This is a genomic window from Microbacterium oxydans, from assembly GCF_006540085.1.
GTDB lineage: Bacteria > Actinomycetota > Actinomycetes > Actinomycetales > Microbacteriaceae > Microbacterium > Microbacterium oxydans.
In genome coordinates this window covers 402,050-427,494 of sequence record NZ_BJOG01000001.1, presented here as the reverse complement: position 1 = coordinate 427,494, position 25,445 = coordinate 402,050, and the positions used below count along the sequence as shown (strand labels likewise).

The following is a 25,445-nucleotide window of genomic DNA, read 5'->3' as shown; positions in this document are numbered from 1 at the left end:
GGGAGACGACGAGGCGGCACGCGCCTACCTCGCAGCCTCTCCGGTCGCAGCGCGATGGGAGGCATCGATGTCGGAGTTCTTCGTCGGGCTCGAAGGCCGCGCCGATCAGGCGGCCACGCCTCTCACCGAGGTGTTCAACCTGCACGACCAGCTCTCGGCATCGGCGGACTGAACGTCAGGACGCCCCTTCACCCACCGATTCTCGCGGTTCGTGCAGGGCGAGCACCGAGCGCACCGTGACCAGTGTCAGAGCGACGAGCAGCCCGACGATGGCCACTTCTGCGGCGATGTACGCATAGTGCGCCCAGTTCGTCCCCGGGGTCTCGGCACCCGCGATCACCAGATCGCTGCGCTGATTGAGCACCGGACGGATGACCGCGACCTCGACGAGGTACACGACCCAGATCGCGGCGAGGATGCCCGGTGCCGCACGGCCGGCCCTCGCCCGCACGGTCACGACGGTGAGCACGAGCAGCACGACACCCACGAGTACGTTCAACGCGGTGAAGACGAGTCGTCCGATACCGAGTCCGATCGGGATCGTGACCCCCGGCGCGAGGAACTTCAACGGCGCCTCGAGGAACGAGATCGCGATGATCGCGCCGAGCAGGAAGGCCGGCAGCAGCAGCCGGAGTGCAGTGGTCGTACGCACCATGGAAGTCACGCAGTCCTCATCTCCCGCCGATCACAGTCCGCCTCTTCGACGCTACCTCGACGGTGCGGGGTTGCGGCGGTCGATGGCCGGTGAAAAGCGCACGGTTCTCACAGCCACTCGAGCACCTGCTCGAGGAGGATCCCCACGCCGATGACGGTCATGGCGATGCCGGCGATCCGGGTGACCACCGAGCTGGCGCGCGGTCGCGTGCGCAGCAGACGACGGGCGAGCAGGCCGACGGTCGTGTACACGATCGCGATGTTGAGGAGGTGCAGTCCACCGAGGGCGAGCATCTGCGTCGTCGACGGCCATCCGCTCGCGCTCGTGAACTGGGGCAGCAGCGCGAGCAGGAGTAGCAGGCCCTTCGGGTTGATGCCGCTCACGCCGGAGCCGCGCAGGAACTGCGCCCATCCGCCCGTGGCGATCGGCTCGCCGCTCTCGGCGATCGGCGCCGGGCGGCTGGCGAGCGTCGTCGCCCCGAGGAAGATCAGGTAGAGCGCGCCGACCACCGTCAGCGTCGTGAGGGTGACGGGATACGTGGTGACCAGCGCGCCGAGGCCGAGCGCGACGGCGACGATCACGACGGTGTAACCCGCGATCATCCCGAGGATCGATGGCGCGATCGAGCGAGCACGCAGGCCGGCGGAGATCGCATAGGCCCAATCAGCGCCCGGCGTCAGCGCGAGCATGACGGCGACCACCCAGAACTGCATGACCAGCGCGATATCCATCGGTTCTCCTCGATTCGAGGAAGAGACTACGAAGGATCACGCGAAAGGTGCTTCGATTCTTCGGACCATCGCCGCCTCGAGCTGCAAGGATTGTCACCATGGATGCACTTGACCGGGAGATTCTCTCTCTTCTCCAGGACGACGGCCGGATGAGCGCGACCCACCTCGCCTCCCAGGTCGGCTTGAGCCTGTCCGCGTGCCATCGTCGCCTCAAGGAGCTGGAGCAGTCCGGAGCCATCGAGAGGTACCGGGCGGTGGTGGCCCCTGCAGCCGTCGGCCTGACTTTCGAGGCCATCGTGTTCGTCACGATCGGACGCACCGACAAGGACACCATCGTCGCCTTCGAAGAGGCGGTGGTGTCCATCCCCGCGGTCGTCGAGGCACAGCGCCTGTTCGGCGACCCCGACTACATGCTGCGCATCCTCACGCGTGACATGGGTTCGTACCAGGAGCTCTACGACAACACCCTCGGAGCCCTGCCGGGCGTGCAGCGATTGACGTCGACGATGGTGATGAAGCGACTCGGCGCGGACCGCGCAGTGCCGATCCCCTGAGCGCGGCTCGAAGGTGGCGGACGTTCTCAGACGAGATGCTGACGGATGCGCTCCACGAGCTCTCCGGCCGTGCCATCCACCGTCACCGTGATCCCGTCCTCGTCCGCCCCGAGCGGCTCCAACGTCTGCAACTGCGACGCCAGCAGCGCGGGTGGCATGAAGTGACCGCGGCGCGCAGTCGCCTGCTCCGTGACCCGCTCCTTCGGTGCGTCGAGGTGCACGAACACCGTGTCAGGGGCCGATGCGCGCAGCCGATCGCGGTATCTCCGCTTCAACGCCGAGCACGCGATGACGACCCCGGGGTCCGCGGCGAGCGCCACCCCGACCCGGTCGAGCCACGGCCACCGGTCATCGTCATCGAGAGGGATCCCTGCCGCCATCTTGGCGACGTTCTCCGAGCCGTGCAGATCGTCCGCATCGATGAACGAGACCCCGAGCCGATGTGCGAGGTCCCGGCCGACCGTCGTCTTGCCCGCCCCGGACACCCCCATGACGACGATCGGCCTGGTCACCAGAGTCACCAGTCGTGCACCGTTCCATCCGCCAGCCGGTTATAGGGCAGGTACGCCCGCTCGTACGGGTACTTGCCCGCCTCATCGACGTCGAGCTCGACGCCCAGGCCCGGCTTGTCGCCGGGGTGCAGCAGTCCGCCACGCCAGGTGAAGGACTGCTGGAACACCTGGTCGGTACGCGAGCCGTGCTGCATGTACTCCTGGATGCCGAAGTTGTGGATCGCGAGGCCGAGGTGCATCGCCGCCGCCATGCCGACCGGCGAGATGTCGGTGGGCCCGTGCATGCCGGACTTGATCTGGTACATCGCCGCGTAGTCGAGTGTCTTCTTCAGCGGACTGATGCCGCCCATGTGGGTCACGGCCCCGCGCACGTAGTCGATGAGCTGGTCGCGGATGATGTCCTTGAAATCCCAGACGGTGTTGAAGATCTCGCCGATCGCGAGGGGCGTGGTCGTGTGCTGGCGCACGAGTCGCAGCGCCTCCTGGTTCTCGGCGGGGGTGCAGTCCTCGAGCCAGAACAGGTCGTACGGCTCGAGAGCCTTGCCGAGCTTCGCCGCCTGGATCGGCGTCATCCGGTGGTGGCCGTCGTGCAGCAGCGGGATGTCGGGGCCGAACTCGTTGCGCACCGCCTCGAAGACGCCGGGCAGGTGGTTCAGGTAGGCGCGGGTATCCCAGTCCTCTTCGACGGGCCTCGCCCCTCGACGTGCCGGCTCATGGTCGTACCGGGCTTCTCCCCCTCCGGTGTCGGCGGCCTGCGAAGCGATGCCGTAGATGGCCTTGAGCCCGGGAACACCGGTCTGGATCCGGATCGCCCGATACCCCTGGTCGAGGTGCGCGCGCACGGAGTCGAACAGTTCAGGCAGCTCCTTGCCCGACGCGTGACCGTAGGCGAGAAGCCCGGTGCGGCTGGCTCCGCCAAGGAGCTGGTAGACGGGCATCCCCGCCTTCTTGCCCTTGATATCCCACAGCGCCATGTCGACCGCCGCGACAGCGGCCATCGTGACGGGTCCCCTGCGCCAGTACGCGCTCCGGTAGAGGAACTGCCAGGTGTCTTCGATGCGGTCCTCGTCGGCGCCGATCAGCAGCGGCACGACGTGCTCGGTGAGGTACGCGACGACGGCGAGCTCACGCCCGTTGAGGGTCGCGTCGCCGAGGCCGGAGATGCCGTCGGCCGTCGTGAGCTTGAGAGTGACGAAGTTCCGGTCGGGGCTGGTGACGATGACCTCAGCCTTGTCGATGCTCATGCGAGGGTCCCTTCGGGAGTGAGGTGGTCGATGACGGTGCGTGCGCGGTCAGCCGCGGGCAGGGCGGAGATGGTGCGGGCGATCAGGGCCGTCGCGGGGTCGGTCGGGTCGAGTTCGACGAGGGAGCGGATCCAGCTCTCCACGGCGTGCAGCTGCGCGTCGTCGGCGGCATCGCCGGCCTCTCGGCGTCTCCGCAGGGGAGCGACGAGGCGCAGCGCCACCTTGATCGGACTGTCCCGACGGATCTGGTCGAGCCGATGGGCGATGCGCGGATTCGAGAAGCGGAGGCGCAGATCGTCGAGCCATCCGTCGAGCTCCGCGACCGGCAGGTCGACCGCGGTGCGCTGCGCAGCCCACAGCGCCTCGGTGTCGGCGCGCAGGTCGGCATCGCCGAACGCCTCTGCGATCGTGTCGTAGCCCCGCAACCGCCCTGCTGCGGCGAGGAAGGTGTGCCCGGCGTTGAGCAGGTAGAGCTTGCGCGCTTCGTACGGCCCGACATCGGCGACGAATCTGGCTCCGACCTGCGCCCAGTCCGGAGAACCCCCGGGGAACTCGCCCGCGAGGATCCATTCCGCGAACGGTTCGGTGACCACCGCGGACGGATCGTCGAGGCCGGTGAGCTTCCGCACGGCGTCGATGTCGGCCGGCGTGACGGCAGGGGTGATCCGGTCCACCACCGTGTCGACGAACGACGCGATGTCTGAGAGTCGCACAGCCTGGGGCCCGGCGGCTTTGCGCACCACGTCCCGCAGCGCCCGACCGTTCTGCGGCAGGTTGTCGCAGCTCACGACCGCGATGGGTCCTGCACCGGCCCGCGCTCGCGCGACGAGGCCGTCGGCGATGCGCCGCGGAACCCCGGAACCGGCCGAGTACCCCGCCTCGGTGACCGTCACGGTCAGAACCGCGACCCGAGGATCGGTGAGAGTGTCGAGCCAGGCCCGCTCATCCGATCCGGGTACCGCCCGCACGATCGACTGCACGGTCGTCGCCCGGTCTCCCTCGGCGGAGCGCTCCAGCACCGTGTACACGCCGTCGTTGCGCGACAGCAGCTCTGCGGCCTCAGGGGCACGCCCGGTGAAAGCGGCGATGCCCCACCCGTCGTCTGCGGTTGCACGCTCGTTCGCCTGCTGGGTGTACCAGGCCTGGTGAGCCCGATGGAAGGCGCCGAGACCCAGATGAGCGGCACGGAGCGGGGGATGCTGCGTGCGCGCAGGCCCGGTCACGATCCGATGCCGGCGGCGCCGGCAGACGCGCGGAGGAAGGCGAGGTCGTCGATCAGGCGCTCCTCCAGCGGAGCATCCGTCGAGAAGTCCTCCAGCGTCACCCAGCCGTCGTAGCCGACCTCGGCGAGGGCGCGGAAATAGTCCGGCACGCTGGCGATGCCCTCGCGAAGCGGAGCCCATGCCGACTCCCAGCGCACATCGCCGTCGAGCCCGGTCTGCCCGGTGCGCTGCCAGACGGCGTTCTTCACATGCACGTGCGCGAGGTACTCCCCCAGGAGTTGCAGGCCGGCGCGAGTGTCCTCCTGCCCTTCGATCACGAGGTTGCCCAGGTCGTGGATCACACCGATGGTGCGCGGGTCGATGCCGTCGACCAGGCGGAGGGCAGCCGACGCCGACGCCGAGATCGTCTGATGGTGCAGCTCGACGAGCACCTTCACGCCGAGTGCCCCCGCCTCGCGGGAGGCCCACTCCAGGTCGTCCCTGGTCTGCGCGAACACCGTGCGATAGTCCTGGGTGTCGTTGAAAGGGATGCGCACGCGCACCTGACGCGCACCGAGTTCTGCGGTGGCCCTGAGCGTCCGCAGCACATCGTCGTGGTCGGGTGCGAGCGCGTAGCCGCCGATGCCGCTGAACTCCAGCCCGGCCTCGCGGGTGATGCGGGCGATCTCGGAGACCGACCCTTCGAGCCCGGCGAGCGGCCAGGTCGCGCGATTCCCGGCCCAGAATCCGGGCGGGTCGGCCTCGTCCTGGTCGGTGATGCGCCACTCGATGCCGTCGTAGCCGATCGCGGCGATGCGGCGAGCCGCCTCCGCCGGCTCCCAGTCGGGGGTCGCCGCCGTGAACACCGAGAACTTCATGCGATGCCTCCCGTCCGTACGTCCGCATCGTCGACGGTGCCGTCGATCAGGTCGGCGACGCGTACCGCAGAGCCGGTGGTCGCCGACACGTAGATGCCGCGCACCACGGCGAGCGCCAGCAGCGCTTCGGGTACGCCGACCCGCGAGGCTCTCTCCTCACGGATGCTCTCGACGATGTCGGCGTACTGGCGGGCGTGACCCTCGGCGAACGCCTGCGGGTCACGGTCGTCGCCGAGCCGATGCCCCTCGGGCACCCAGTCGACGCTGCGGTCGGCGGTGTCGCCGTCCACCCACAACCGCGCGAGCTGGTCGTTCTCGATGATGCCGGTCCCCTGCGCGCCGTGCACGGCCAGCCGCACCGGCTGCTCGGGGAAGGCGGCGGTCGTGGCGTGCAGAACGGCGAGCGCGCCCGACTCGAAACGCACCGTGACGACCGCCACGTCTTCGACCTCGACCCGCTCGTGCGCGAGCAGCGCGGTGTGGGCGAACACGTCGACAGGGGTGCCGAGGAACCACAGCAGCAGGTCGACGGTGTGCACGCCCTGGTTCATCACGGCACCTCCGCCATCGAGCTCCCACGTGCCCCGCCAGGCGCCCGAGTCGTAGTACTCCTGCGAGCGCCACCAGGGCACGGAGGCGACAGCGCTCGTGATCCGCCCCAGGCGTCCGGTGTGGGCGGCCTCAGCGACGGCCACCGCGCCCGGGTCGAAGCGGTGCTGGCTGATCACTGAGATCCGGATGCCGTGCGCCTCGGCGTCCCGTGCGATCGAGGCCAGACGGCGACCGCGCTCCATCGACACGTCGAGGGGCTTCTCGAGCACGACGTGCATCCCCCGCGTGACCGCCCGCTCGGCGAGTTCGACATGGGAACCGCTCGGGGTGCAGATGACGACCACATCGATGTCGTCGGGGATCGACTCGATATCGGCGTGCGTGGATGGGCGCTCTCCGCCCAGTTCTTCGACGATGAGGTCGGCCAGCCGATCGGTCGCGGTCGGCACTTCGTCGACGACCGCGACGATGCGCAGGCCGGCGGTGGCCGCGATCGCTCTGGCGTGGTTGACGCCGATGATGCCGCATCCGACGATGGCGACGTCGAGGATTCCGTCGGTCATGAGAGGGTGACTCCGATCTCGTCTGTGAGTGTGCGAAGGGCTCGTCCGGCACGACCGAAGGCCTCAGGCCCCGAGAAGCCGCCGAGCGCGTTGACGTCGGTGAGGTGGGGTTCGAGCGAGGCGAACCCCGCATAGCCGTCGTCGCGCAGGGCCGTGAGTGTCTCGCGAAGTTCGCCGTCGCCGTCACCCACCGGGACGACCTCACCCGTCGCGGCGAGAGCGTCCTTCAGCTGCAGATACTCGAGGTGCGGCCGCAGCTTGGCGTAGCCGTCGGTGAACGGCCGGACGCCGACCTGGACGAAGTTGGCGTTGTCCCAGGCGACGCGCAGTCGGTCGGAGCCGACCGACTCGATCACGTCGAGCACGCGCGAGGGGATGTCGCCGTAGATGTCCTTCTCGTTCTCGTGCACGAGGGTGACCCCGGCCGCTTCGGCGGTGCGGGCGAGCGCTGTCATGCGCACGAGCACGTCGTCGCGGATGTCGTCCGCTGAGAGGTGCTCCGCACGGAAGAACGAGAAGATGCGTATGTACGGGGTCTCCAGCACCTCGGCCGCACGGATCGCCCGTTGCAGCCGACCGACCTCGTGCTCGACCGGCAGAGACACATCGACCTTGCCGATCGGCGACGCGATCGCCGACACCGCCATGCCGCGCTCGCGCACCACGGCCGCGAGCTGCGCGAGCTGCGACTCGTCGAGATCGACGACGTTCACCCCCCACGCGCTGCGCACCTCGATGTGCCGCGCGCCGAGCGCCTGGAGCACGGCGATCTGCACGGCCGGATCGGGATCGATCTCGTCACCGAATCCTGAGAGCTTCCACGGGGTCATTTCACTCCTCCTGCGGTGAGACCGCCTACGAGATAACGCTGGAACACGAGGTAGAGCACGACGACGGGGATCGCGCAGATGAGCGAGGCCGCCATCATCTGCCCGTACAGGGGCACGGCTCCCGTCTCCTGCGTCGCGCCGAAGATCTGCAGGGCCACCGCGGCGGTGCGGCTGTCGCGGTTGGTCATGACCGAGGCGAACAGCACGTCGTTCCAGCCCTGCAGGAATGCGAAGATCGCGGAGACCACGATCCCCGGCCAGCTCAGCGGCAGCACGATGCGCGTGAGGACCCGGAAGTTCGAGGCACCGTCCATGCGCGCGGCCTCCTCGAGCTCGCGCGGCAGTCCGCGGATGTACGTCACCATCACCCAGGTCGAGAACGGCAGCGCGAAGGTGAGATAAGTGACGAACACCGACCAGTGGGTGCCGATGGTGGGGATGCGCAGCACCGATGAGAGCGTCGAGAACATCACGAACACCGGAAGCAGCATGAGCGTGCCGGGGACCGACTGCAGCCCGAGCAGTCCTCGAAGGATCGTGACGCGTCCGATGAAGGTGAAGCGCACCAACACCCACGCCATCGAGACCGCGACGGCCGCGCAGACGACGGCGACCGCGCCGCAGATCAGGAGGCTGTTGGCCAGCCCTCCCGCGAGATCGACGCTGCGCCACACCTTGACGTAGTTGTCGAGCCGGAGCTCGGTCGGCCAGTACGCGCCGCCGGCGACCGCGACATCCGCATTGATCGAGGCGAACAGCATGTACGAGACAGGCCCGAACACGAGCAGGCACAGGACGATGTTCGCGGCAGCCAGAAGCGGGCGCGGCAGCAGCCGATCCACCTGGCTGTGACCGCCGGGGCGGCTCCGGCGCGGGTTGACCTGCGCGATCGTGGTGGTGGCGCTCATCGCTTCGCGTCCTCTCCGGTGTCCAGGCGCACGGCGCGCAGGTAGATGAACAGGGGGATCGCGACGATCGCGAGCGAGGCCACCGCCATGGCCGCCGAGAGGCCGAACCGGAAGCTCTGGAACGCCGTGACGTAGGTGAGGACCGGCAGCACCTCGACATCGACCGGCGCCGGTATCCCGAAGAGCACGAACGGCATCGTGAAGGCGTTGATGCTGTGCAGGAAGGTGAGGATGAATGCCAGCAGGATCGATCCGCGCAGATACGGGAGGATGACCTTGCGCAGCTTGATGCCCCACCCCGCGCCGTCGAGCGCCGCGGCCTCGTGCACCTCCGCATCCACCGCCTGCAGTCCGGCCAGCGTCAACAGGTACACGAACGGCCAGCTCACCCAGAGCTGCGCGATGACCAGGGTCCAATAGCTCTGCGGCCCGTTGAGCCACAGCCCCGGGTCGACCCCGAACACGCCGAATGCCTCGTCGACCACTCCTTCGGGCTGGAACATCGCCCGAAAGACCGTGGCCACCACGAAGGCGGGGAGGATGTACGGGATCAGGTAGACGGAGCGCACCAGCCCGCGACCGCGGAAGGCGTTCTGCGTGGCCAGCGCCGCCGTGACTCCGATCGGGATCGCCGCCACCGACACGATCAGCGCATAGCTGACGCTCAGCCCGATCCCGCGCAGCAGCGGCGAGGAGGAGAACGCCTCGACGAAGTTGCCCAATCCGACGAACGGCGCCTGCAGCCACTGCCGGATCGTGTACTGGTCCAGGTCGAGCATCGAGATCCAGAAGGCCAGCAGCAGCGGCACCAGGATCAGCAGTGTCATCAGCACCCCGCCGGGCAGCAGCATCCACAGCGGGCGGGGCCGCTCGCTCGGCGGGGTGTCGTCGGTCCGTTTCCGACGCGTGTCGGTGGCGATCGCCATGTGCGTGTCCTCGCGTCGCTACTTGGACTTGTCGAGCGCCGACTGCGCGCTCGCCTGAGCCTCGGCGATCGATGCGGCGATCGCGCTCTGGCTGAGCGATCCCCCCTGCAGGGCGGGCAGCGATTGGACGACCACGTTGGTCAGGGCGAGCTGCGTGTCCCCCCAGGCGCCCGTGAACGGGGTGGCCACCGACTGCGAGGCGGCCTGCACGTTGGCGCTCAGATCGGGGTTGTCCTTCTCGACCTGCGCGGCAGCTTCCACGCCGGTGGGCAGCTCTCCGAAGGTGTCGAAGTAGTCGAGCTGCGACTCGGTGCTGGTGAGCATCTCGATGAACGCGAAGGCGAGGTCCTGGTTCGGCGAATACTGCGCGACGACGAGGTTGTCGCCGGAGAGGATGCTCGCCGCTTCCTCTCCGCCCTTCGGGAGTTCGGTCTCCCCCGGCGGGATGGTCGGCAGGAGCGCGTAAGAGTAGGAGTCCGCGACGGGCGAGCCCGCGAACGTGGGCTTGGAGTTGGCGGAGGTCATCGGCAGGAAGCCGGCCTTTCCGTCGGCGAAGGCGGCGACGGCCTGCGCGTTCTTCCACCCGACAGACGCCGGGTCGACGAGCCCGTCCTGGTACCAGCCGAAGTAGGTGTCATACGCAGCGGCCACGGCTGGGTCGTCGATCTCCGCCTTCTTGGCGTCGACGTCGATCAGCGGATTGCCTGCCTGCACGCTCATCCCCCAGACGAACTTCCAGGGGTCGAAGCTGTCGGCGTAGCCGATCGCGAGGCCGTGCACATCACCGGATTCGATCTTCGCGGCCGCAGCCGTCAGCTCATCCCAGGTCGTCGGCGGCTCCTCGATGCCGGCGGCGGCAAGCAGCTCGGTGTTGTAGGCCATCACGAAGGGACGACTCACGAACGGGATGGCGATCTCGTCGTCCTCGCTCGGGCCGGAGATACCCAGGGTGGATGGCACGAAGCGGTCGCGGCCCCCGACCTTGTCCCAGTCGGCATCGGTGAGCTTCACGAAGGCTCCCGTGGCGTAGGCGGTGGGTGTGAAGGTGGTGCCGAGACCGTAGACGTCGGGGCCCTGTCCGGAGAGCACGGAGGTCTGGATCTTCGTGAGCTCGTCGTTGGCGCTGGCGAAGGTCTCGAACTCGACGGTGGCTCCGGTCTTCTCCTCGAACGCATCGGAGACCTTCCCGAACCATTCCTTCTGCTGCTCGGGGTAGAGGCCGTTCGCGGCCATCATCACGGTGAGCGTCTGGCCTGTCCCATCGACAGCGCCACCGGTGCCGCCGTCATCCGTACCAGCGCCGGATCCCGAGCATGCGGTCAACGCGATCGCTGCTGCGGTCATCGCCCCGAGGGCGATCAGGGGTCGAGACTTCATTGAACTCTCCTTCGAGACAGTGAGTGGACGTGACTGCGTCTCCGCCAAGGTAGGCAAGCGTGGCAATTGTTAGCAATCCATTGCCAGTAATTGCCATCCTGTGATTCTGTTGCCCCATGTCGTCCCTCACACCGCCTCCGCACCGGCCGACCCTCGCAGACGTGGCCGATGCCGCCGGCGTCGCGATCTCCACGGCCTCGCGCGCACTCGCCGTCCCCGGTCGCGGGAACCCCGACACCCGCGAGCGCATCATCCGCATCGCGAAGGACCTCGGTTACACCCCCGTCACCGCGTCGAACGCCTCGGCGACACCATCGACCCGCATGGTCGCCGTGCTCGTATCCGACGTCACCAACCCGTTCTACTTCGGCATCATCCGCGGCACCCAGCAGGCCCTGCGGGTGGCGGGCTACTCCCAGATCCTCGTGCACACCGAGGAGTCGCCGGAGATGGAGGAGAGCACCCTCGAAGAGCTGCGCAGCTCTTACGACGGGGCGATCCTCACCGCGTCCCGCCTGTCCGACGAGCGGCTCGCCGAGCTCAGCGCCGAGCTTCCTCTGGTCGCGCTGAACCGGGCGGTACCAGGAGTGCCGTCGGTGTTCATCGACACACCGCTCGGCTTCGACCAGGCCGTCGAGCACCTCGCCTCGCTGGGCCATCGACGCATCTGCTACGTGGCGGGCCCTCCGACGAGCTGGGCGAGCAACCTGCGCTGGCGGGCCGTGGCGGCCGCGTGCGAGCGGCTCGGCATCGAGTACACGAAGGTGGGGCCGTACCAGCCGCGCACCAAAGCGGGCGCCGCCGCGGCGGATGCGGCACTCAACACCGGAGCAACCGCGTGCGTGGCGTTCAACGACCTCCTCGCGATCGGCATGCTCATCCGGCTCAAGGAACGAGGCGTGCGTGTTCCGGAGGACATGAGCATCGTCGGCTGCGACGACATCTTCGGCGCCGACTTCTGCAACCCGCCGCTGACCACCCTCACCGCTCCGGTCGAACAGGCCGCACGGCTGTCGGTATCGATGCTGCTCGATCGACTGCAGAGCGAGCGCATCGGCGCGAGCGCACTCACCCGCCGCCACATCGCCGCGCTGCCGACCCATCTGACCGTGCGGGAGTCGACCGGCTCCGCACCGCGCCGTACCCCTGGAGGAGAATCATGAGCAGAGAACTCAGCCCGCACGTCGACCGACTCCTCCCCGCCGATCCCGGCGTGCGAGAGCTCGCCAGGAGGCTGTACGACGCCGTCGCCGCGGCGCCGATCCTCTCCCCGCACGGCCATGTCGATGCTGCATTGCTCGCCGACGACAAGCCCTTCCCAGACCCTGCGACACTGCTGATCACGCCCGACCACTACGTGCTGCGTCTGCTCCACGCAGTCGGCGTGCCCCTCGACGCGCTGGGCCGGGGAGCCGCGCCCGCTGATCCGCAAGAGGTATGGCGGGCGTTCTGCGCGAACTGGGACGTCTTCCTCGGAACCCCGGTGCGCTACTGGTTCGAGACCTCGCTGTCCGAGGTGTTCGGGGTGACGGAGCAGCCGAGTGCGGGCAACGCCGACGAGCTCTACGCGCACATCGACGCGCAGCTGCGCACCGCCGAGTTCCACCCACGTGCGTTGTTCGAGCGCTTCCGCATCGAGGTGCTCGCCACGACCGACGACCCCGCAGACGACCTCGCAGCTCACGCACGACTGCGCGACGATCCGTCCTTCCACGGGCATGTGCTCCCGACATTCCGTGCCGACCGTTACATGGACCCATCGGCTGCGGGCTGGACGATCGCGATCGCGGAGCTGTCGGAAGCTGCCGGCACCGATGCCGGGAACTACGCCGGGCTGCTCGAGGCCCTGCGCCGCCGCCGTGCCGCATTCCGGGCAGCGGGCGGCACAGCGACCGACACCGGCGTGCTCGATGCCGGGTCGCAGCCGCTCACGAGCGCCGATGCGGAGCGCATCCATGCCGCCGGGCTCCGGGGCGACGCCACCACGGAAGACGCGACCGCCTACCGTCGCAACATGCTCTACCGGCTGGCCGAGATGTCGTCCGAAGACGGACTCGTGATGCAGCTGCACCCCGGCGTCATCCGCAACCACCACCGTGACACGCTCGCGCGGTTCGGCCCAGACAGCGGGCACGATCTGCCGGACGTCGCCGCCTTCACGCGGCCGCTCACCCCGATCCTCAACGACTTCGGCACGAACGAGACGTTCCGGATGGTGCTGTTCACGGTCGACGAGACAGCGTTCAGCCGTGAGATCGGACCACTCGCGGGCTTCTATCCGTCCGTCTACGCCGGCGCGCCGTGGTGGTTCCTCGACACCCCCGACGCGATCGCCCGCTACCGGCGGTCGGTGACGGACAGTGCCGGGTTCACGAAGACGAGCGGGTTCGTCGACGACACCAGGGCTTTCTGCTCGATCCCCGCCCGGCACGACATGTCCCGACGACTCGACGCCGGCTACCTGGCGGCACTCGTCTCCGAGCACCGGCTCACCGAAGAACAGGCCTTCGCGTTGGCGCACCGTTTCGTGGACGACATCCCGAGGACGACGTTCCGCCTGCCCGGGGGTACCGCCTCAGCTTCATGACGTGGACGCCTTCGTCACCCTGCGGACGACGTACTCGACGACGTCGCTCTCCGGGATCGCGCGGGGCCGGAAGCGCACACCGGTCGACGCCCGTGGAACCATGCGATCGACGCGGAAGATGCGCCAGTCGTCACGATCGAGATCCCACGCGAGCAGGTACCAGACCGAGCCCCAGCTCACCAGGCGCTGCGGTTCGGTGTGCCGCTTCTCTTCGTCTCCGCCGGGTTTCGTGTAGCCGAAGCGAAGCCGTTCATGGGCACGGACGGCCGCGGCGACCGTGCTGAGCGCCGCGAGGTCGAGCGGGGGTTCGGCCCCAGGAACCACACTCGTCGCCTCACGGATCGCGTCGACGCGACGGCGCAGTCGCGAGGGCATGACCTGCTCGAGTTTCGCGAGGGCGGTGAGCGAGGTCTCTTCGACGCCGAGCCGCCAGGTGGCGGCCACCCCCAGCCCGACGGCGACCGCGACCGCCTCGTCGTCGTCGAGCAGCAACGGAGGCATCGCGGTTCCGGCGGCCAGGCGGTATCCGCCCGCGACGCCGGGGCGCGCATCCACCGGATAACCGAGCGAGCGGAGCTTGCCGATGTCGGCGCGCACGGTCCTCGTGCTCACACCCAGTCGGTCGGCGAGTGCGGAACTCGTCCAGTCGCGTCTGAGCTGAAGCAATGACAGCAGTTCCAGCAGACGGGCCGAGGTCTCGAGCATGTCTGATCCTCTCAGCAAATGCGGAAGCTGGTCTTCCGCATTGCCTGAGAGCGTCAACAGCATGACACAGAACACCTCCCTCAGCCCTTTCCGCATCGACATCCCGCAGGATGCCATCGATGACCTGCACGATCGTCTGACCCGCACGCGCTGGCCGCTCCCCGTTCCCGGACGTGACGATCGCACCGACTTCAGCCGCGGGATCCCGCTTCCCTACCTGCAGGAGCTCGCGGATCACTGGCGCGATGGATTCGACTGGCAGGCGCAGGAGAGGGCCCTCAACGCGCATGAGCAGTTCACGACGGTCGTCGACGGTCAGACGTTCCATGTGCTCCATGTGCGCTCGGCGAACCCGGCAGCCACGCCTCTGCTTCTCAGCGACAGCTGGCCGGCGTCGTTCATCGAGTACCAGCGACTGATCCCGCTGCTGACGGACGACTTCCACGTGGTCATCCCGTCCCTGCCCGGACTGGGGTTCTCGAACCCGCTCTCCGGGACCGGGTGGGATCTGGCTCGAACCGCCGACGCCTACGCCGAGATCATGACGCGCTTCGGCTACGACCGGTTCGCGGCGCACGGCACGGACGTCGGCACCGGGATCATCGGCAGACTGGCCGCGCTGCACCCGGAGCACGTCATCGGCACGCACTTCGCCAGCGACCGCGTGTGGCTCGGGCTGGTCGGCACCATGTTCCCCGCCCCCGATGGTCTGTCCGAGGAAGAGCTCGCCCAGCTCGAGGCCGCACATGCTGCGAGCGCTGCGGAACGCGGCTACATCGGCATGCACAACCATCGACCCGACACGGTCGGACCGGCCCTCACCGACTCGCCCGTCGGCCAGCTCGCGTGGATCGTGGAGAAGTTCAAGCGCAGGATCGACGGCGGGTACGGGGCGCCGGATGTCGACCGCGACCAGCTCCTGACGAACGTGAGTCTCTACTGGTTCACCCGCAGCGGTGCTTCAGTCGCGCAGTTCTTCTACGAGTCGGAGCACGCCCAGCTGGACTTCGTCATGCCCTCCGGGGTGCGCGCCGGCTGGGCCGTCTTCGACGCGCATCCCCTGATCCGGCGCACGATGGATCCCGCCGGTGCGATCGACCACTGGAGCGAGTTCGCCGCGGGCGGGCACTTCCCGGCGATGGAGGAGCCGGAGCTGCTGGCCGACGACATCCGCAGGTTCTTCCGCGGTCTCGCCTGATCCGCTCAGGCACCGTGCGCATCGATCAGATCGCGACCGCGCTGATCGATGCGTGCGGGCGCCTTCTCTCCTGCACCCTGGTCTCGCTGTCGAGCACCGAGAAGCCGGCGCGCTCGAGCTGGTTCGACATACCCTGCACCGACCAGTAGTACGCCGTCGTGACGGCGTGCGGGAAAGGCTGCCCGTCCGCCCCGTCGAAGAAGCCGACCAGCAGATGTCCGCCCTCACGGGTCCCGCGGCGAGCGGCCTCGAGCAGATGCGGAAGCCCATCCGGAGTCGCGTGGATCAGCGAGTACCAAGCCAGCACGCCGCCCAAGGAACCGAGCGGGATGTCGGCATCGGCCAGAGACGCCGTCCGATACGAGATGTGGGGGAATCGCGCCGAGGCGCCGGCGATGAAGTCCGGCACCAGGTCGATGCCCTCGGCATCGGCACCGCGCTCGACGAGGAACGCCGTCCAGTGTCCAGGACCGCACCCCACGTCGAGGATGCGTCCGTCGACGCCGTCCGCCCAGCGACCGATGCGCTCCCGGTCGACGTCATCCATCTGCGCGATGTCGCCGAACAACTCCGTGTACTCGACCGCACGCGCCGCATACCCGTCGCGCACGCGCGCATCCTCCGTCTCCTGCTGAGCCATGGCCCTCCCCGCTCTCGCGATGATCGGACTCCACGCTATCGAGGTCTCGCCCACAGATGGATGTAACACCTGTTACAGTTTCGAGTGTGACGAAATCGGATGGCTGGCTCGTGCTCCTGGTGCAGGTACCCGCATCACCCTCGCGGCATCGCGTCGCGGTCTGGCGCGAGCTGCGTCATTTCGGTGCGGTACCCGCAGGGCAGGGCACCTGGGTCACGCCAGATGTGCCTGCGTGCGTCGAGGGGGTCGACCGGGCGCGGGCGCTCGCACAGCGCGGCAACGGCGACATCCTCGTGCTTCGCACCCAGGCCGACGGCGGTGACACCGCCGCCCTTCGGAAGCTCTTCGACGCCGCGAGAGCAGATGACTGGGCGGAGTTCGTCGCCGACTGCGCGAAGTACCGCGCCGAGATCGCGCGTGAGATCGAGAAGAAGAAGTTCACGCTGGCCGAGCTCGAAGAGGAGGAGCAGAGCCTCGACCGACTGCAGCGCTGGCACCGCACGATCCGCGCCCGCGACGTGTTCGACTCCGCCTCGTCCAAGGACGCCGACCGCGAGTTGGCCGCGTGCGTTCAGGATCTCGCCCGGTTCGCCGACCTCGTCTACCAGGCCGTCCACGCGTGAGCCTGCCGACCGCCGCCGCACCGGCGACCCGCCAGGTCGCACCGCTGTATGCAGCCGGCTTCGTGACGGCGTTCGGCGCCCACAGCATCGCCGCAGGCATCGGGGCGACCGGCGGGGACATCGGTCTCGACCTCCTGCGTCTGGGAGCGCTTCTGGCGATCTACGACCTCGCCGAGGTGTTCCTCAAACCCGTCTTCGGCTCGCTGTCCGACCGGATCGGCGCCAAGCCGGTGATCGTGTTCGGGCTTCTGGGCTTCGGCGTCGCATCGCTCGTCGGGGTGTGGTCGTCGAGCACGGCAGCCCTCGCGATCGCACGGCTCGGGCAGGGCGCCGCAGCCTCGGCGTTCTCGCCCGCTTCCTCGGCGACGGTCGCACGGCTCGCTGCCCCGGGCGCGAAGGGGCGATACTTCGGCAGATACGGGTCCTGGAAGGGCCTCGGCTACACACTGGGTCCTCTCCTCGGCGCCGCACTGATCTTCCTGGGCGGCTTCCCCCTCCTCTTCACGTGCCTGAGCGCGCTCGCCGTCCTCACCGCGATCTGGGTGGCGATCTCCCTGCCCCGACTCGAGCCGCTGCCTCGACCCCGGTACACGGTCGCCGACCTGGTCCGTCAGACGACGGAGCGGGGCTTCCTCATCCCGACGCTCGTGCTCGCCGCGTCCACCGGCGCGCTCGGTGCGGCGATCGGCTTCCTCCCCGCTCTCGCCAGCAGTGAAGGTGCTCCCCTCTTCGCGAGCATCGCGATCGCCTCGGTTCTGGCGCTGAGCTCGGCACTCACCCAGCCCTGGGCGGGCAGGCTCCGCGACAGCGGCCGCCTGAGCGATCGGACCGCGATGACACTCGGCCTCGCGGTGATCACGGCCGGCATCCTGGTCGCCGCGTTCGTCCCCGTGCTCCCGTGTCTCTACGTCGCCGCCGCCCTGCTCGGCATCGGGATCGGCGTCTCGACGCCTTTCGCCTTCGCGCATCTCGCCGAGACGACACCACTCGAACGGATGGGGCGCACGATGGGCACGGCCGAACTCGGCCGCGAGCTCGGCGATGCCGGTGGGCGCTGCTGGTCGGAGCCGTCGCGGTGGCGGCGACGCTTCCCTGGGGTCTCGCGGCACTCGCGGTCGTGGTCGCCGCTTCGGGAGCGACCACCCGGGTCCTGCCGCGATCACCGGGAGGAGAGCGGGCGGAGAGCGACACCTGATGCACTTTCGTCGCCGACGCAGGCCGCCCGATGGAACCGGATCTCCGTGCCGAACGAATACCTAGTGTGAGCAACGACAACGACATCATCCGCGAATCGCTCGAGGCCGCGGAACGGTTCTCCGAGATCTTCGAGCGACATATCGGCGCCGTCTCGGCTTACGTCGCCCGCCGCGTCGGACCGGCTGCGAGCGATGACATCGTGAGCGAGACGTTCCTGATCGCGTTCCGCAAGCGGAGGCGCTACGACTTGACGCGGAGTTCCGCGCTGCCCTGGCTGATGGGCATCGCGACGAATGTCCTCGGACAGCACCGAAGGGCCCAGGCGCAACACTGGCGCGCGCTGCAGGCGTCCGTCGGTCAGCACGACCAGGTGGCTGCCGACGATCACGACCGCTCCTCCTCGCAGCTCGATGCAGCAGGCGAGATCGAGCGCCTCTATCCCCGCATCGCCGCGCTGACGGCCCGTGACCGCGAGGTGCTCTTCCTGCACGCCTGGGGCGATCTCACATACGAGCAGATCGCCGCGGCGCTCGCGATCCCGGTCGGTACCGTGCGTTCACGCCTCAGCCGCATCAGGGCGAAGCTCGCCGCTCCTCCCCCGCCGTCGCCGGCTCCACCCCACCGGCCGCGCGCGGCGACCACCCACATCCGACTTGCCGAGAAAGAGACCATCCATGGACATCCTTGACACGGTGCGGGAGATGAAGCCCACCTACCCCACATCGCCGCAGGCACCTCGCCGCGCCCTCCACCAGGCGATCGCGCAGTCGCGACGTCGCCGCCCACTCGGACGGATCATCGGGATCTCCCTCGCGGGCACGGCGGTCGCAGCGGTCGCCGTCGCCGCCTCCGTACTCATCCCGCCGGGAGTCGTCGGCCAACCGCCGGCCGCCTCGGCATCGACCTATCTCAACGAGACCGCGGCCTCCATCCGATCGGCTGCCGCGCAGCCGGTCCAGGTGACCATGGCGACCAGACACCTGCGCCTCGTCGGTGGTCGGAATGAGCAGTCCCCTCCGTTCGGCAGCTTCAGGACGGATGCCACGGGTGCCGTCGTCACCGAATCGGCTGTGACGTATCTCCATGCGGCGGACGGAAGCTCGTCGCAGACGTCGCACACCGAGTTGCACGCCACCGAGACCTACGGCGACGCCACGGCCGTCCACCGCGCCTGGACTTCGTACTACGGGTCATCCTTCCCCATCGGCGCGGAGCCCCTCACGGTGCGCGATGTCGACGTCGACGCGCCTCCCATCGGGGAACTCCCGGTGTCGACCACCGACTTCCCGTCGGACCCCGCGGCCTTCCTCGCCGCATGGACGACCGGCATGGAGGATCAACTGATCGCTGCCAAAGCAGAAGCGGCGAGGATGCCCATGGACGGCGAACCGGAGTCGAACGGACTGTACGCGAGCATCGAGGAACGGCTCGACATCCCCGCCGCGGAGCATATGCTCAACGAACTCGGACATTCAGTGCCCATCCTCTCCGCCTCCCCGGAGTATCGCGCGACGTTCCTGGAGGCACTCGCCCTGGCAGACGGGATGGCCGTTGAGAACGACGCCTCCGCCGACAAGATCCTGGTGTACGAGACCGACGACGCCCGCTTCCGCCTGACGGTCAATCCCCCGACCGGCTCCATCCTCCGGATCGAGAAGTTCCTGCTCCGGGTTCCCCCCGGTCCCGGGAACGTGTCCATCGAAGACACCACTCCCGTCGAGGTCGGCTCCGCATCCTTCCTCCCGAAGGAGGTTCCGGATTTCGCGGTGACCTTCACGACGGAACCGGTGGGCTGAGCCCGGCACTCCGCAGTGCGCCTCCGCATCCTCTCGGGTGCGGAGGCGCACTGTCGCCGGGCTCAGTCCGCCGCCGGCACCGCCGCGATCACCCGGATCTCCCTCGTCGCGGCATCACCGAGGATGCGCAGCGCCTCCTGATAGGCCTCGGAATGGTACGCCGCCACCGCAGCCTCGAGATCCGGGAACTCGATGATCGTCGTGCGCAACGCCGACTCGCCTTCCAGCACTGCGAGAGGCGCACCCCGTGCGAGGAACCTTCCGCCGCCGGCCCGCATCGCGGGACCTGCGCGCTCGACGTACCGCGCAAGCGTCTCGTGATCTCGAATGCTCGTGAACGTGTTCACCCAATAGACAGTCACCGTGATGCTCTCCCGTCGATCTCGGAGAATCCATCCTGAGCGACCGGCGTATGTCCGACCAGGCCGAGAACCGCCGACGATCGACTCGATCCTGCCGATTCCGCTCGAACGCGGGCTCGGCGCCGACTCGGTGTTCGTGCGGGCCAGGACCGGGCTGACCGCTACCGGAGCAGCATCAACGACTACTCTCCGTCGCCAGCGCGAGATCGGCGGATCGGCCGGAGAACTGTTCGGACGATCCCCACCACGACTGCTCCCACGACGCCGCCCACCGTGTTCCAGACGATGTCCTGCACGTCGGGAACGCGACCGGGTATCGAGGCCTGTACGTGTTCGATCGCGAACGACGTACCGAACACCAGCGCGGGCGCGAGTATCCAGAGGCGCCTGCTGAGCGCGAGCGCCACTGCGGCTCCGAGCGGGACGAAGAGCAGAGCATTGAGAGTGCTCTCCAGCTGGAGATAGCTCATCGGTTCGACCAGCGGCGCGGCGAAGACGTGGGCGAAGTCCATCAAGAGCGCGCGGGCAGGACCCGCGAATCGGCGCGGTGTCAGTGTGACGGCGACGACCGCCAGCGCTGCGAGACCCGCGACGAGCAGCCGGGGACCGGAGGATGCGCGAGGGCGAGCAGAGGGGTTCATACGTCCACCCCACCGCATCCGATGTTGCGTGAGCGTATGCGTTTCGGTCGGCAACCTTCAGAGGTGGAACGCGATCAGCGCCGGAATCCCCGGGTCAGTTGAAGTCGCCGCCGGGAGCCATGTCGGCGAAGCGCGAGTAGTGACCCTGGAACGCGACCGTGATCGTCGCGGTCGGACCGTTACGGTGCTTGGCGACGATCAGGTCGGCTTCACCGGGACGCACGTCTTTGTCGTAGACCGAGTCGCGGTGCAGCAGGATGACCATGTCGGCGTCCTGCTCGATCGAGCCGGACTCTCGCAGGTCGCTGATGGCGGGCTTCTTGTCGGTGCGCTGCTCCGGACCACGGTTCAGTTGCGACAGGGCGATGACCGGAACCTGCAACTCCTTGGCGATGAGCTTGAGGCTTCGCGAGAACTCCGAGACCTCCTGCTGACGCGACTCGACGCGCTTGCCCGAGGTCATGAGCTGCAGATAGTCGATGATGACCATGCGCAGACCCTCGCGCTGCTTCAGGCGACGGCACTTCGCGCGGATCTCGACGAGCGTCATGTTGGGGCTGTCGTCGATGTACAGCGGAGCGTCGTTGATGCGCCCTCGCGTCGCGGCGACCGTGGTCCAGTCGCGCGGGTCGAGGTTTCCCTTTCGCATGTTCTGCAAGGGGATGGCACCTTCGGCGCTGAGCAGACGCATGGCGATCTCGCTCTTGCCCATCTCGAGCGAGAAGAAGACGGAGGGGAGGTTGTGACCGATGGACGCCGCGCGCGCGAAGTCGAGCGCGAGCGTGGACTTACCCATGGCGGGTCGAGCGGCGACGACGATCATCTGACCACCGTGCAGGCCGTTGGTGAGCTCGTCGAGCTCCTTGAAGCCGGTCGGCACCCCGGTCATCGACCCGTCGCGACCGCTGGCAGCCTCGATCTCTTCGAGCGCGGCATCGACGGCAATCTGCAGCGGCACGTAGTCTTCGGCTGTCTCGGATCCGGTGATCGAGTAGATCTCGGCCTGCGCGTTGTTGACGATGTCGGTCGCATCGCCCTCACCGGCGTAGCCGAGCTGCACGATGCGGGTGCCGGCGTCGACGAGGCGGCGCAGGATGGCGCGCTCCGAGACGATACCGGCGTAGTAGCCGGCGTTCGCGGCCGTGGGGACGATCGACGTCAGCGTGTGCAGGTAGTCGGCGCCGCCGGCGCGACCGAGCTCGCCGGTCTTGATGAGCTCATCGGTGACGGCGACGACGTCGGTGGGCTCGCCGTGCGAATACAGCGACAGGATCGCTTCGAAGATCAGCTCGTGCTTCGGGATGTAGAAGTCGGCGCCCTTGAGGGTCTCGATGACATCCGCGACCGCGTCCTTCGACAGGAGCATTCCGCCCAGGGCGCTCTGCTCGGCGAGGAGATCGTGGGGAGGCGTGCGCTCCGGCGCGCGCTTCGCGCCCATGCGCTCCTCTGAGATGTCGGCGATCGACACAGTCTTCCCTTCGATGCGACGTTTCCGATGCGATGTCGTGGTGCGACGTCCGGGGGCGGGCCCCTCGGGTCTCGGCGCTCACACCGTCCTGAACAGCAGAACAGAGGCTTCCGACATTCGGTCGCTCGCCCACGCTACGAGCGACTGTTTCCCCATGCAAGACGGCCTGTGGATAACTCTGTGGAGAGCGTGCGAACAAGCCTGGAGTGTCTGTGCACAACGGGTGTGGATAACCCCGTGGAGGAGCGCGTATCCAAACTTTTTTATCGCCTTTGAACAGGCTTTTATCGATTCCCCAGGCTGTGGATGAAAATCAGTTTAAATCGGGCGTTGAAGGTTGCCCTCTGCGCGTTCGGGATGTGTAGAACCTGGGGAAAGTCAAGCCGAGATTTCCTCGGGCGCGTCACGCGCTGACATCCGCAGAAACCCGCGGACAACCCCCTAGACAGATCGCCTGCGCGCGAGTATCGTCACCCGCAATCGACGCACCTGCGTCGACAGGCGTTGCCTTCTGAGGGGGAGGCACACGTGCTTGGCCTTCTGAGGGGGAGGTTGACGTGGACGCTCGAGCCACCCGACGCGGCATATCTGCCGGCGTCTTCTGGGGTGGCATCGGCGTGCTCGCGTTGACGACGCTCGCCGTGCTCTTCGCGGGCGGGTCCGCGCACGCGGACGAACAGGAAGACGGCCCCCTCGACGGACTCACCACACTGGTCAGCGAGACGGTGTCCACCGTCACGACCCCCGTGGCTCCGGTGGTCACGCAGGTGGTCGCTCCCGTGGTCACTCAGGTGGTCGCCCCCGTGCAGCAGGCCGCCCCCGCCGTGGTCGCCGCCGTCACGCAGCCGGTCACGAGTGCACCGGTCGTCGGGCCGACAGTGGCACCCGTCGTGAACGCCGTGACCGAGACGGCGGCCACCGTCGTCGCCCCGGTCACCGATACCCTCACCGGAGCGCCGGTCTCGCAGATCACCGACCCGGTTCTCGAGGCCGTGTCCGGCATCCCCGTCGTCGGCGGACTCGCCTCCGACCTCGGCCTGATCTCGGCGGTCGGCGACGTGGTCGATGTCGTCGACCACACCACGGCCCTCCTCGGGAACGTGACGAACGAGATCGTCCCTCCCGTACTGGAAGCCATCGACCCGACGAATCCTCCGACGACCCAGGAACCGATCCAGGATCCAGGCGAGGTCTCCGGCGTCATCGCCGAACCCGCGGTCGTGGCGGCCGCCGTCCTCGCGACGCAGCCTGCCGCAGCGACACCATCAGGGACACCGACCTCGGGGTCCGCCCCCGTGGCACCTCCATCGACCCTGCGCTCAGCGATCGAGAGCACCACCGCTGCCCTCGACCACACCACTCCTGTGCCCGCGGGGTCTCCGCCCGGAGGCCCGCTCGGCACCGCGGTTCCCGCGTCTTCCTCTGCCGGTTCCGGCGGCGGAAGCGGCACGTCCCCCGCGCGTCTCAGCGACGCGAACGCTTCTCCGCTCCGTGCTGGCGAGCGGACCTCCGGCGCTTCCGACGACGAGGTACCCTCCTCGCCGGTCGCCGACACCGACGTCTCTCCTGACTGACGGATCGTCACGTCGTTCCTTCCGAGGAACGACAGATGCCGTGCTGCACGCGCACTCCGATCGCGTGCACCCATCAGACGATCCACCCAGTCAGGAGAACCATCATGCGTACTTCCTTGAAGCGGGCCCTCTGGGGCACGCTCATCGCCGGGGGCATCACGCTCTTCGGCGCGACGGTCGCGAACGCGGCCGAGACGACCGGAGACGACGGACTGCTCTCCGGAACCCAGGCGGAGACGGCGATCACCGCCCCGGTCTCCGTCGTGAACAACGCCATCTCCGTGGTGAGCGACGCCGTCGTGTCGAGCCCGCCAGCCCCTGCGCCGGCGCCCGCCCCGGCGCCTGCACCCGCTCCGGCACCTGCACCTGCACCCGCTCCGGCACCTGCCGAGACGAGCGGCGAGTCGGGGACGGCGTCCGGTACTCAGGCCGCCGTCACCGTCAACCTTCCCGTGACCGTGTCGAACAACGCCGTGAGCGTGACCGACACGTCGACGACCAGCGCCCCGGCCGGGACTCCCCAGAGCTCGGCTCCCCAGACCGACACATCGGCCGGGGCGCCTCTCGTGACCACGAACGGCGTGGACGGAGTGCTCTCGGGCACCCAGGCACTGCTCGCGGTCAACGCGCCGATCACCGTGACGGGCAACGCCGTGTCGGTTCTCGGCGACACCGAGAGCACGGCTCCGACCGGGCAGGGAGCCGCAGCACCGGCGCCCTCCACCCCGACCGGATCGACGACGTCCGGTGAGGACGGCGTCGGCAGTGGCACACAGGTCATCGCGCCCGTCACGGCACCCGTCACGGTGTCGGGCAACGCGATCTCCCTGCTCGGCGACACGAGCTCGACGGGCGCCGGCACCGCCGGTCCGTCTGGCTCGTCCGCTCCGGCCACGTCGGCGGGCACCTCGGGCGACGACGCGATCCTCGGCGGCACGCAGGCGACCGCGCCCGTCACGGCACCCGTCACGGTGTCGGGCAACGCGATCTCCCTGCTCGGCGACACCTCGTCCACGGGCAGCGGAGCGGCTGCGACCGCATCCCCCGCTCCCGCGACCGGAGGCAACACCACCACCGGAACCGACAGCGTCCTCGGCGGCACCCAGATCACCGCACCCGTCACCGCCCCGATCGGCGTGACCGGCAACGCGATCTCCGTCCTCGATGACGCCACCGTCACCCGCACCGGAACCGGCGGGACCAACACTCCCGCCCCGGCCACCGGAGGCAACACCACCACCGGAACCGACGGCATCCTCGGCGGCACCCAGGTGGCGCTGCCGGTCAACGTGCCGATCACGCTCGGCGGCAACGCCATCTCCGTGATCGGCGAGGCCACGGTGACCGATCCCGGCACGGGAACCAACCCCGGTACGGACCCAGGAACGGACCCAGGCACGGATCCCGGAACGGACCCCGGAACGGATCCCGGCACCAACCCGGGCACCGACCCCGGCACCATCCCGGGCACGAACCCCGCCAGCTCGACCCCCGGCACGTCCGGAGCCGCTTTCGCCTCGGGCGCAGCGACCACCGGCCAGGCCCACGGGCTCGCGATGACGGGTGGAGCGCCCGCTGAAGGACTGATCGTCCTCGCCGCGATCCTGCTTCTCCTCGGAGGCGCTGGACTGCTGCGACGCCGCCGGCTGACGGCGTAGCGATGACGCCGGCGGTGCGCTCGTCCTCGGGGGAGGAGACCCGCACCGCCGGTGCGCCGCTGCG

At 68.6% G+C, this 25,445-nt stretch carries 25 protein-coding genes and 1 pseudogene; 10 read left to right on the top strand and 16 right to left on the bottom strand.

Annotated elements, in window-relative coordinates; translation table 11 throughout:
• Positions 1-175: 175 nt before the first annotated feature.
• Both MOX01_RS02000 and MOX01_RS01995 read right to left on the bottom strand, forming a co-directional pair.
• Positions 176-664, bottom strand: a complete 489-nt coding sequence (locus MOX01_RS02000) for a hypothetical protein (RefSeq protein WP_371861827.1) — start codon at positions 662-664, stop codon at positions 176-178.
• A 98-nt stretch (positions 665-762) separates the two neighbouring features.
• Positions 763-1,386, bottom strand: coding sequence for a LysE family translocator (locus MOX01_RS01995; protein WP_141368176.1), 624 nt, complete (start codon positions 1,384-1,386; stop codon positions 763-765).
• 98 nt (positions 1,387-1,484) lie between these two features.
• Between MOX01_RS01995 and MOX01_RS01990 the strand changes: the two genes are divergently transcribed.
• Positions 1,485-1,940, top strand: a complete 456-nt coding sequence (locus tag MOX01_RS01990; RefSeq protein WP_141368175.1) for an Lrp/AsnC family transcriptional regulator — start codon at positions 1,485-1,487, stop codon at positions 1,938-1,940.
• A gap of 26 nt (positions 1,941-1,966) precedes the next feature.
• On the opposite strand, the gene MOX01_RS01985 is transcribed toward MOX01_RS01990, so the two are convergent.
• The 9 genes from MOX01_RS01985 to MOX01_RS01945 are packed head-to-tail and all read right to left on the bottom strand — an operon-like array spanning position 1,967 to position 10,932.
• Positions 1,967-2,452, bottom strand: coding sequence for a gluconokinase (locus tag MOX01_RS01985; protein WP_230977774.1), 486 nt, complete (start codon positions 2,450-2,452; stop codon positions 1,967-1,969).
• Positions 2,453-2,457: 5 nt separating this feature from the next.
• Positions 2,458-3,696 (bottom strand): D-mannonate dehydratase ManD, encoded by a 1,239-nt coding sequence (manD, locus tag MOX01_RS01980; RefSeq protein ID WP_141368174.1) that lies wholly within the window; start codon positions 3,694-3,696, stop codon positions 2,458-2,460.
• The gene (locus MOX01_RS01975) at positions 3,693-4,919 is read right to left on the bottom strand and encodes a mannitol dehydrogenase family protein (RefSeq protein WP_170224085.1); all 1,227 of its coding nucleotides are present in this window, start codon (positions 4,917-4,919) and stop codon (positions 3,693-3,695) included. Before MOX01_RS01975 ends, manD begins: the two co-directional genes overlap by 4 nt.
• Positions 4,916-5,776, bottom strand: a complete 861-nt coding sequence (locus MOX01_RS01970; protein ID WP_141368172.1) for a sugar phosphate isomerase/epimerase family protein — start codon at positions 5,774-5,776, stop codon at positions 4,916-4,918. The genes MOX01_RS01975 and MOX01_RS01970 overlap by 4 nt, the downstream gene beginning before the upstream one ends.
• Positions 5,773-6,891, bottom strand: coding sequence for a Gfo/Idh/MocA family protein (locus tag MOX01_RS01965; RefSeq protein WP_141368171.1), 1,119 nt, complete (start codon positions 6,889-6,891; stop codon positions 5,773-5,775). Before MOX01_RS01965 ends, MOX01_RS01970 begins: the two co-directional genes overlap by 4 nt.
• A complete protein-coding gene (locus MOX01_RS01960; protein ID WP_141368170.1) occupies positions 6,888-7,721 on the bottom strand; it encodes a sugar phosphate isomerase/epimerase family protein in 834 nt (277 codons plus the stop codon). The genes MOX01_RS01965 and MOX01_RS01960 overlap by 4 nt, the downstream gene beginning before the upstream one ends.
• On the bottom strand, positions 7,718-8,629 hold the full coding sequence (locus tag MOX01_RS01955; RefSeq protein WP_046748544.1) for a carbohydrate ABC transporter permease: 912 nt from the start codon (positions 8,627-8,629) through the stop codon (positions 7,718-7,720). Before MOX01_RS01955 ends, MOX01_RS01960 begins: the two co-directional genes overlap by 4 nt.
• The gene (locus MOX01_RS01950) at positions 8,626-9,555 is read right to left on the bottom strand and encodes a carbohydrate ABC transporter permease (protein WP_046748543.1); all 930 of its coding nucleotides are present in this window, start codon (positions 9,553-9,555) and stop codon (positions 8,626-8,628) included. Before MOX01_RS01950 ends, MOX01_RS01955 begins: the two co-directional genes overlap by 4 nt.
• Before the next feature lie 18 nt (positions 9,556-9,573).
• On the bottom strand, positions 9,574-10,932 hold the full coding sequence (locus MOX01_RS01945; RefSeq protein ID WP_141368169.1) for an ABC transporter substrate-binding protein: 1,359 nt from the start codon (positions 10,930-10,932) through the stop codon (positions 9,574-9,576).
• 116 nt (positions 10,933-11,048) lie between these two features.
• On the opposite strand from MOX01_RS01945, the gene MOX01_RS01940 reads away from it, so the two are divergent.
• Complete coding sequence (locus tag MOX01_RS01940) at positions 11,049-12,095, top strand: LacI family DNA-binding transcriptional regulator (protein ID WP_046748541.1); 1,047 nt, start codon at positions 11,049-11,051, stop codon at positions 12,093-12,095.
• Entirely contained in the window at positions 12,092-13,519 is a 1,428-nt protein-coding gene (gene uxaC / locus MOX01_RS01935; protein WP_141368168.1) for a glucuronate isomerase, read from the top strand. Before MOX01_RS01940 ends, uxaC begins: the two co-directional genes overlap by 4 nt.
• Here uxaC and MOX01_RS01930 read toward each other — a convergent pair.
• On the bottom strand, positions 13,514-14,224 hold the full coding sequence (locus MOX01_RS01930; protein ID WP_197429237.1) for a helix-turn-helix transcriptional regulator: 711 nt from the start codon (positions 14,222-14,224) through the stop codon (positions 13,514-13,516). The genes uxaC and MOX01_RS01930 overlap by 6 nt on opposite strands.
• 61 nt (positions 14,225-14,285) lie before the next feature.
• On the opposite strand from MOX01_RS01930, the gene MOX01_RS01925 reads away from it, so the two are divergent.
• Entirely contained in the window at positions 14,286-15,422 is a 1,137-nt protein-coding gene (locus tag MOX01_RS01925; protein WP_141368167.1) for an epoxide hydrolase family protein, read from the top strand.
• Positions 15,423-15,447: 25 nt separating this feature from the next.
• Here MOX01_RS01925 and MOX01_RS01920 read toward each other — a convergent pair whose 3' ends face one another.
• Entirely contained in the window at positions 15,448-16,062 is a 615-nt protein-coding gene (locus tag MOX01_RS01920; RefSeq protein WP_061017386.1) for a class I SAM-dependent methyltransferase, read from the bottom strand.
• An 86-nt stretch (positions 16,063-16,148) separates the two neighbouring features.
• On the opposite strand from MOX01_RS01920, the gene MOX01_RS01915 reads away from it, so the two are divergent.
• The 4 genes and pseudogenes from MOX01_RS01915 (at position 16,149) to MOX01_RS01900 (ending at position 19,678) form a co-directional block, all read left to right on the top strand.
• A complete protein-coding gene (locus MOX01_RS01915; RefSeq protein WP_230977773.1) occupies positions 16,149-16,685 on the top strand; it encodes a Chromate resistance protein ChrB in 537 nt (178 codons plus the stop codon).
• Positions 16,682-17,880, top strand: a pseudogene (locus MOX01_RS01910) (MFS transporter). The gene MOX01_RS01915 and the pseudogene MOX01_RS01910 overlap by 4 nt, the downstream one beginning before the upstream one ends.
• Positions 17,881-17,946: 66 nt before the next feature.
• Positions 17,947-18,570 carry an RNA polymerase sigma factor gene (locus MOX01_RS01905; protein ID WP_170224083.1) on the top strand — a complete coding sequence of 208 codons (624 nt, stop codon included), beginning with the start codon at positions 17,947-17,949 and terminating at the stop codon, positions 18,568-18,570.
• Positions 18,557-19,678 (top strand): hypothetical protein, encoded by a 1,122-nt coding sequence (locus MOX01_RS01900; RefSeq protein ID WP_141368166.1) that lies wholly within the window; start codon positions 18,557-18,559, stop codon positions 19,676-19,678. Before MOX01_RS01905 ends, MOX01_RS01900 begins: the two co-directional genes overlap by 14 nt.
• Before the next feature lie 62 nt (positions 19,679-19,740).
• Here the strand turns inward: MOX01_RS01900 and MOX01_RS01895 are convergent, their stop codons facing one another.
• The 3 genes from MOX01_RS01895 to dnaB all read right to left on the bottom strand — a co-directional run bounded on the left by MOX01_RS01895 (position 19,741) and on the right by dnaB (position 22,149).
• Complete coding sequence (locus tag MOX01_RS01895; RefSeq protein ID WP_046748534.1) at positions 19,741-20,040, bottom strand: DUF1330 domain-containing protein; 300 nt, start codon at positions 20,038-20,040, stop codon at positions 19,741-19,743.
• A 182-nt stretch (positions 20,041-20,222) separates the two neighbouring features.
• The gene (locus MOX01_RS01890) at positions 20,223-20,681 is read right to left on the bottom strand and encodes a VanZ family protein (RefSeq protein ID WP_141368165.1); all 459 of its coding nucleotides are present in this window, start codon (positions 20,679-20,681) and stop codon (positions 20,223-20,225) included.
• Between the two features lie 94 nt (positions 20,682-20,775).
• On the bottom strand, positions 20,776-22,149 hold the full coding sequence (dnaB, locus tag MOX01_RS01885) for a replicative DNA helicase (protein ID WP_082066285.1): 1,374 nt from the start codon (positions 22,147-22,149) through the stop codon (positions 20,776-20,778).
• 557 nt (positions 22,150-22,706) lie between these two features.
• Here dnaB and MOX01_RS01880 point away from each other — a divergent pair.
• Entirely contained in the window at positions 22,707-23,723 is a 1,017-nt protein-coding gene (locus MOX01_RS01880; protein WP_141368164.1) for a hypothetical protein, read from the top strand.
• 104 nt (positions 23,724-23,827) lie between these two features.
• Positions 23,828-25,381, top strand: coding sequence for a chaplin family protein (locus MOX01_RS01875; RefSeq protein ID WP_141368163.1), 1,554 nt, complete (start codon positions 23,828-23,830; stop codon positions 25,379-25,381).
• The last annotated feature ends 64 nt before the right edge of the window (positions 25,382-25,445 follow it).

Bases quoted from the DNA above. Each gene is read 5' to 3' on its own strand.
- MOX01_RS01940 (WP_046748541.1), top strand. From the start codon at position 11,049: ATGTCGTCCCTCACACCGCCTCCGCACCGGCCGACCCTCGCAGACGTG.
- MOX01_RS01900 (WP_141368166.1), top strand. From the start codon at position 18,557: ATGGACATCCTTGACACGGTGCGGGAGATGAAGCCCACCTACCCCACA.
- MOX01_RS01950 (WP_046748543.1), bottom strand. From the start codon at position 9,555: ATGGCGATCGCCACCGACACGCGTCGGAAACGGACCGACGACACCCCG.
- MOX01_RS01990 (WP_141368175.1), top strand. From the start codon at position 1,485: ATGGATGCACTTGACCGGGAGATTCTCTCTCTTCTCCAGGACGACGGC.
- MOX01_RS01930 (WP_197429237.1), bottom strand. From the start codon at position 14,224: ATGCTCGAGACCTCGGCCCGTCTGCTGGAACTGCTGTCATTGCTTCAG.
- MOX01_RS01970 (WP_141368172.1), bottom strand. From the start codon at position 5,776: ATGAAGTTCTCGGTGTTCACGGCGGCGACCCCCGACTGGGAGCCGGCG.
- MOX01_RS01955 (WP_046748544.1), bottom strand. From the start codon at position 8,629: ATGAGCGCCACCACCACGATCGCGCAGGTCAACCCGCGCCGGAGCCGC.
- MOX01_RS01945 (WP_141368169.1), bottom strand. From the start codon at position 10,932: ATGAAGTCTCGACCCCTGATCGCCCTCGGGGCGATGACCGCAGCAGCG.
- manD (WP_141368174.1), bottom strand. From the start codon at position 3,696: ATGAGCATCGACAAGGCTGAGGTCATCGTCACCAGCCCCGACCGGAAC.
- MOX01_RS01960 (WP_141368170.1), bottom strand. From the start codon at position 7,721: ATGACCCCGTGGAAGCTCTCAGGATTCGGTGACGAGATCGATCCCGAT.
- MOX01_RS01965 (WP_141368171.1), bottom strand. From the start codon at position 6,891: ATGACCGACGGAATCCTCGACGTCGCCATCGTCGGATGCGGCATCATC.
- MOX01_RS01890 (WP_141368165.1), bottom strand. From the start codon at position 20,681: ATGAACCCCTCTGCTCGCCCTCGCGCATCCTCCGGTCCCCGGCTGCTC.
- MOX01_RS01875 (WP_141368163.1), top strand. From the start codon at position 23,828: ATGCGTACTTCCTTGAAGCGGGCCCTCTGGGGCACGCTCATCGCCGGG.
- MOX01_RS01995 (WP_141368176.1), bottom strand. From the start codon at position 1,386: ATGGATATCGCGCTGGTCATGCAGTTCTGGGTGGTCGCCGTCATGCTC.
- MOX01_RS01920 (WP_061017386.1), bottom strand. From the start codon at position 16,062: ATGGCTCAGCAGGAGACGGAGGATGCGCGCGTGCGCGACGGGTATGCG.
- MOX01_RS01925 (WP_141368167.1), top strand. From the start codon at position 14,286: ATGACACAGAACACCTCCCTCAGCCCTTTCCGCATCGACATCCCGCAG.
- uxaC (WP_141368168.1), top strand. From the start codon at position 12,092: ATGAGCAGAGAACTCAGCCCGCACGTCGACCGACTCCTCCCCGCCGAT.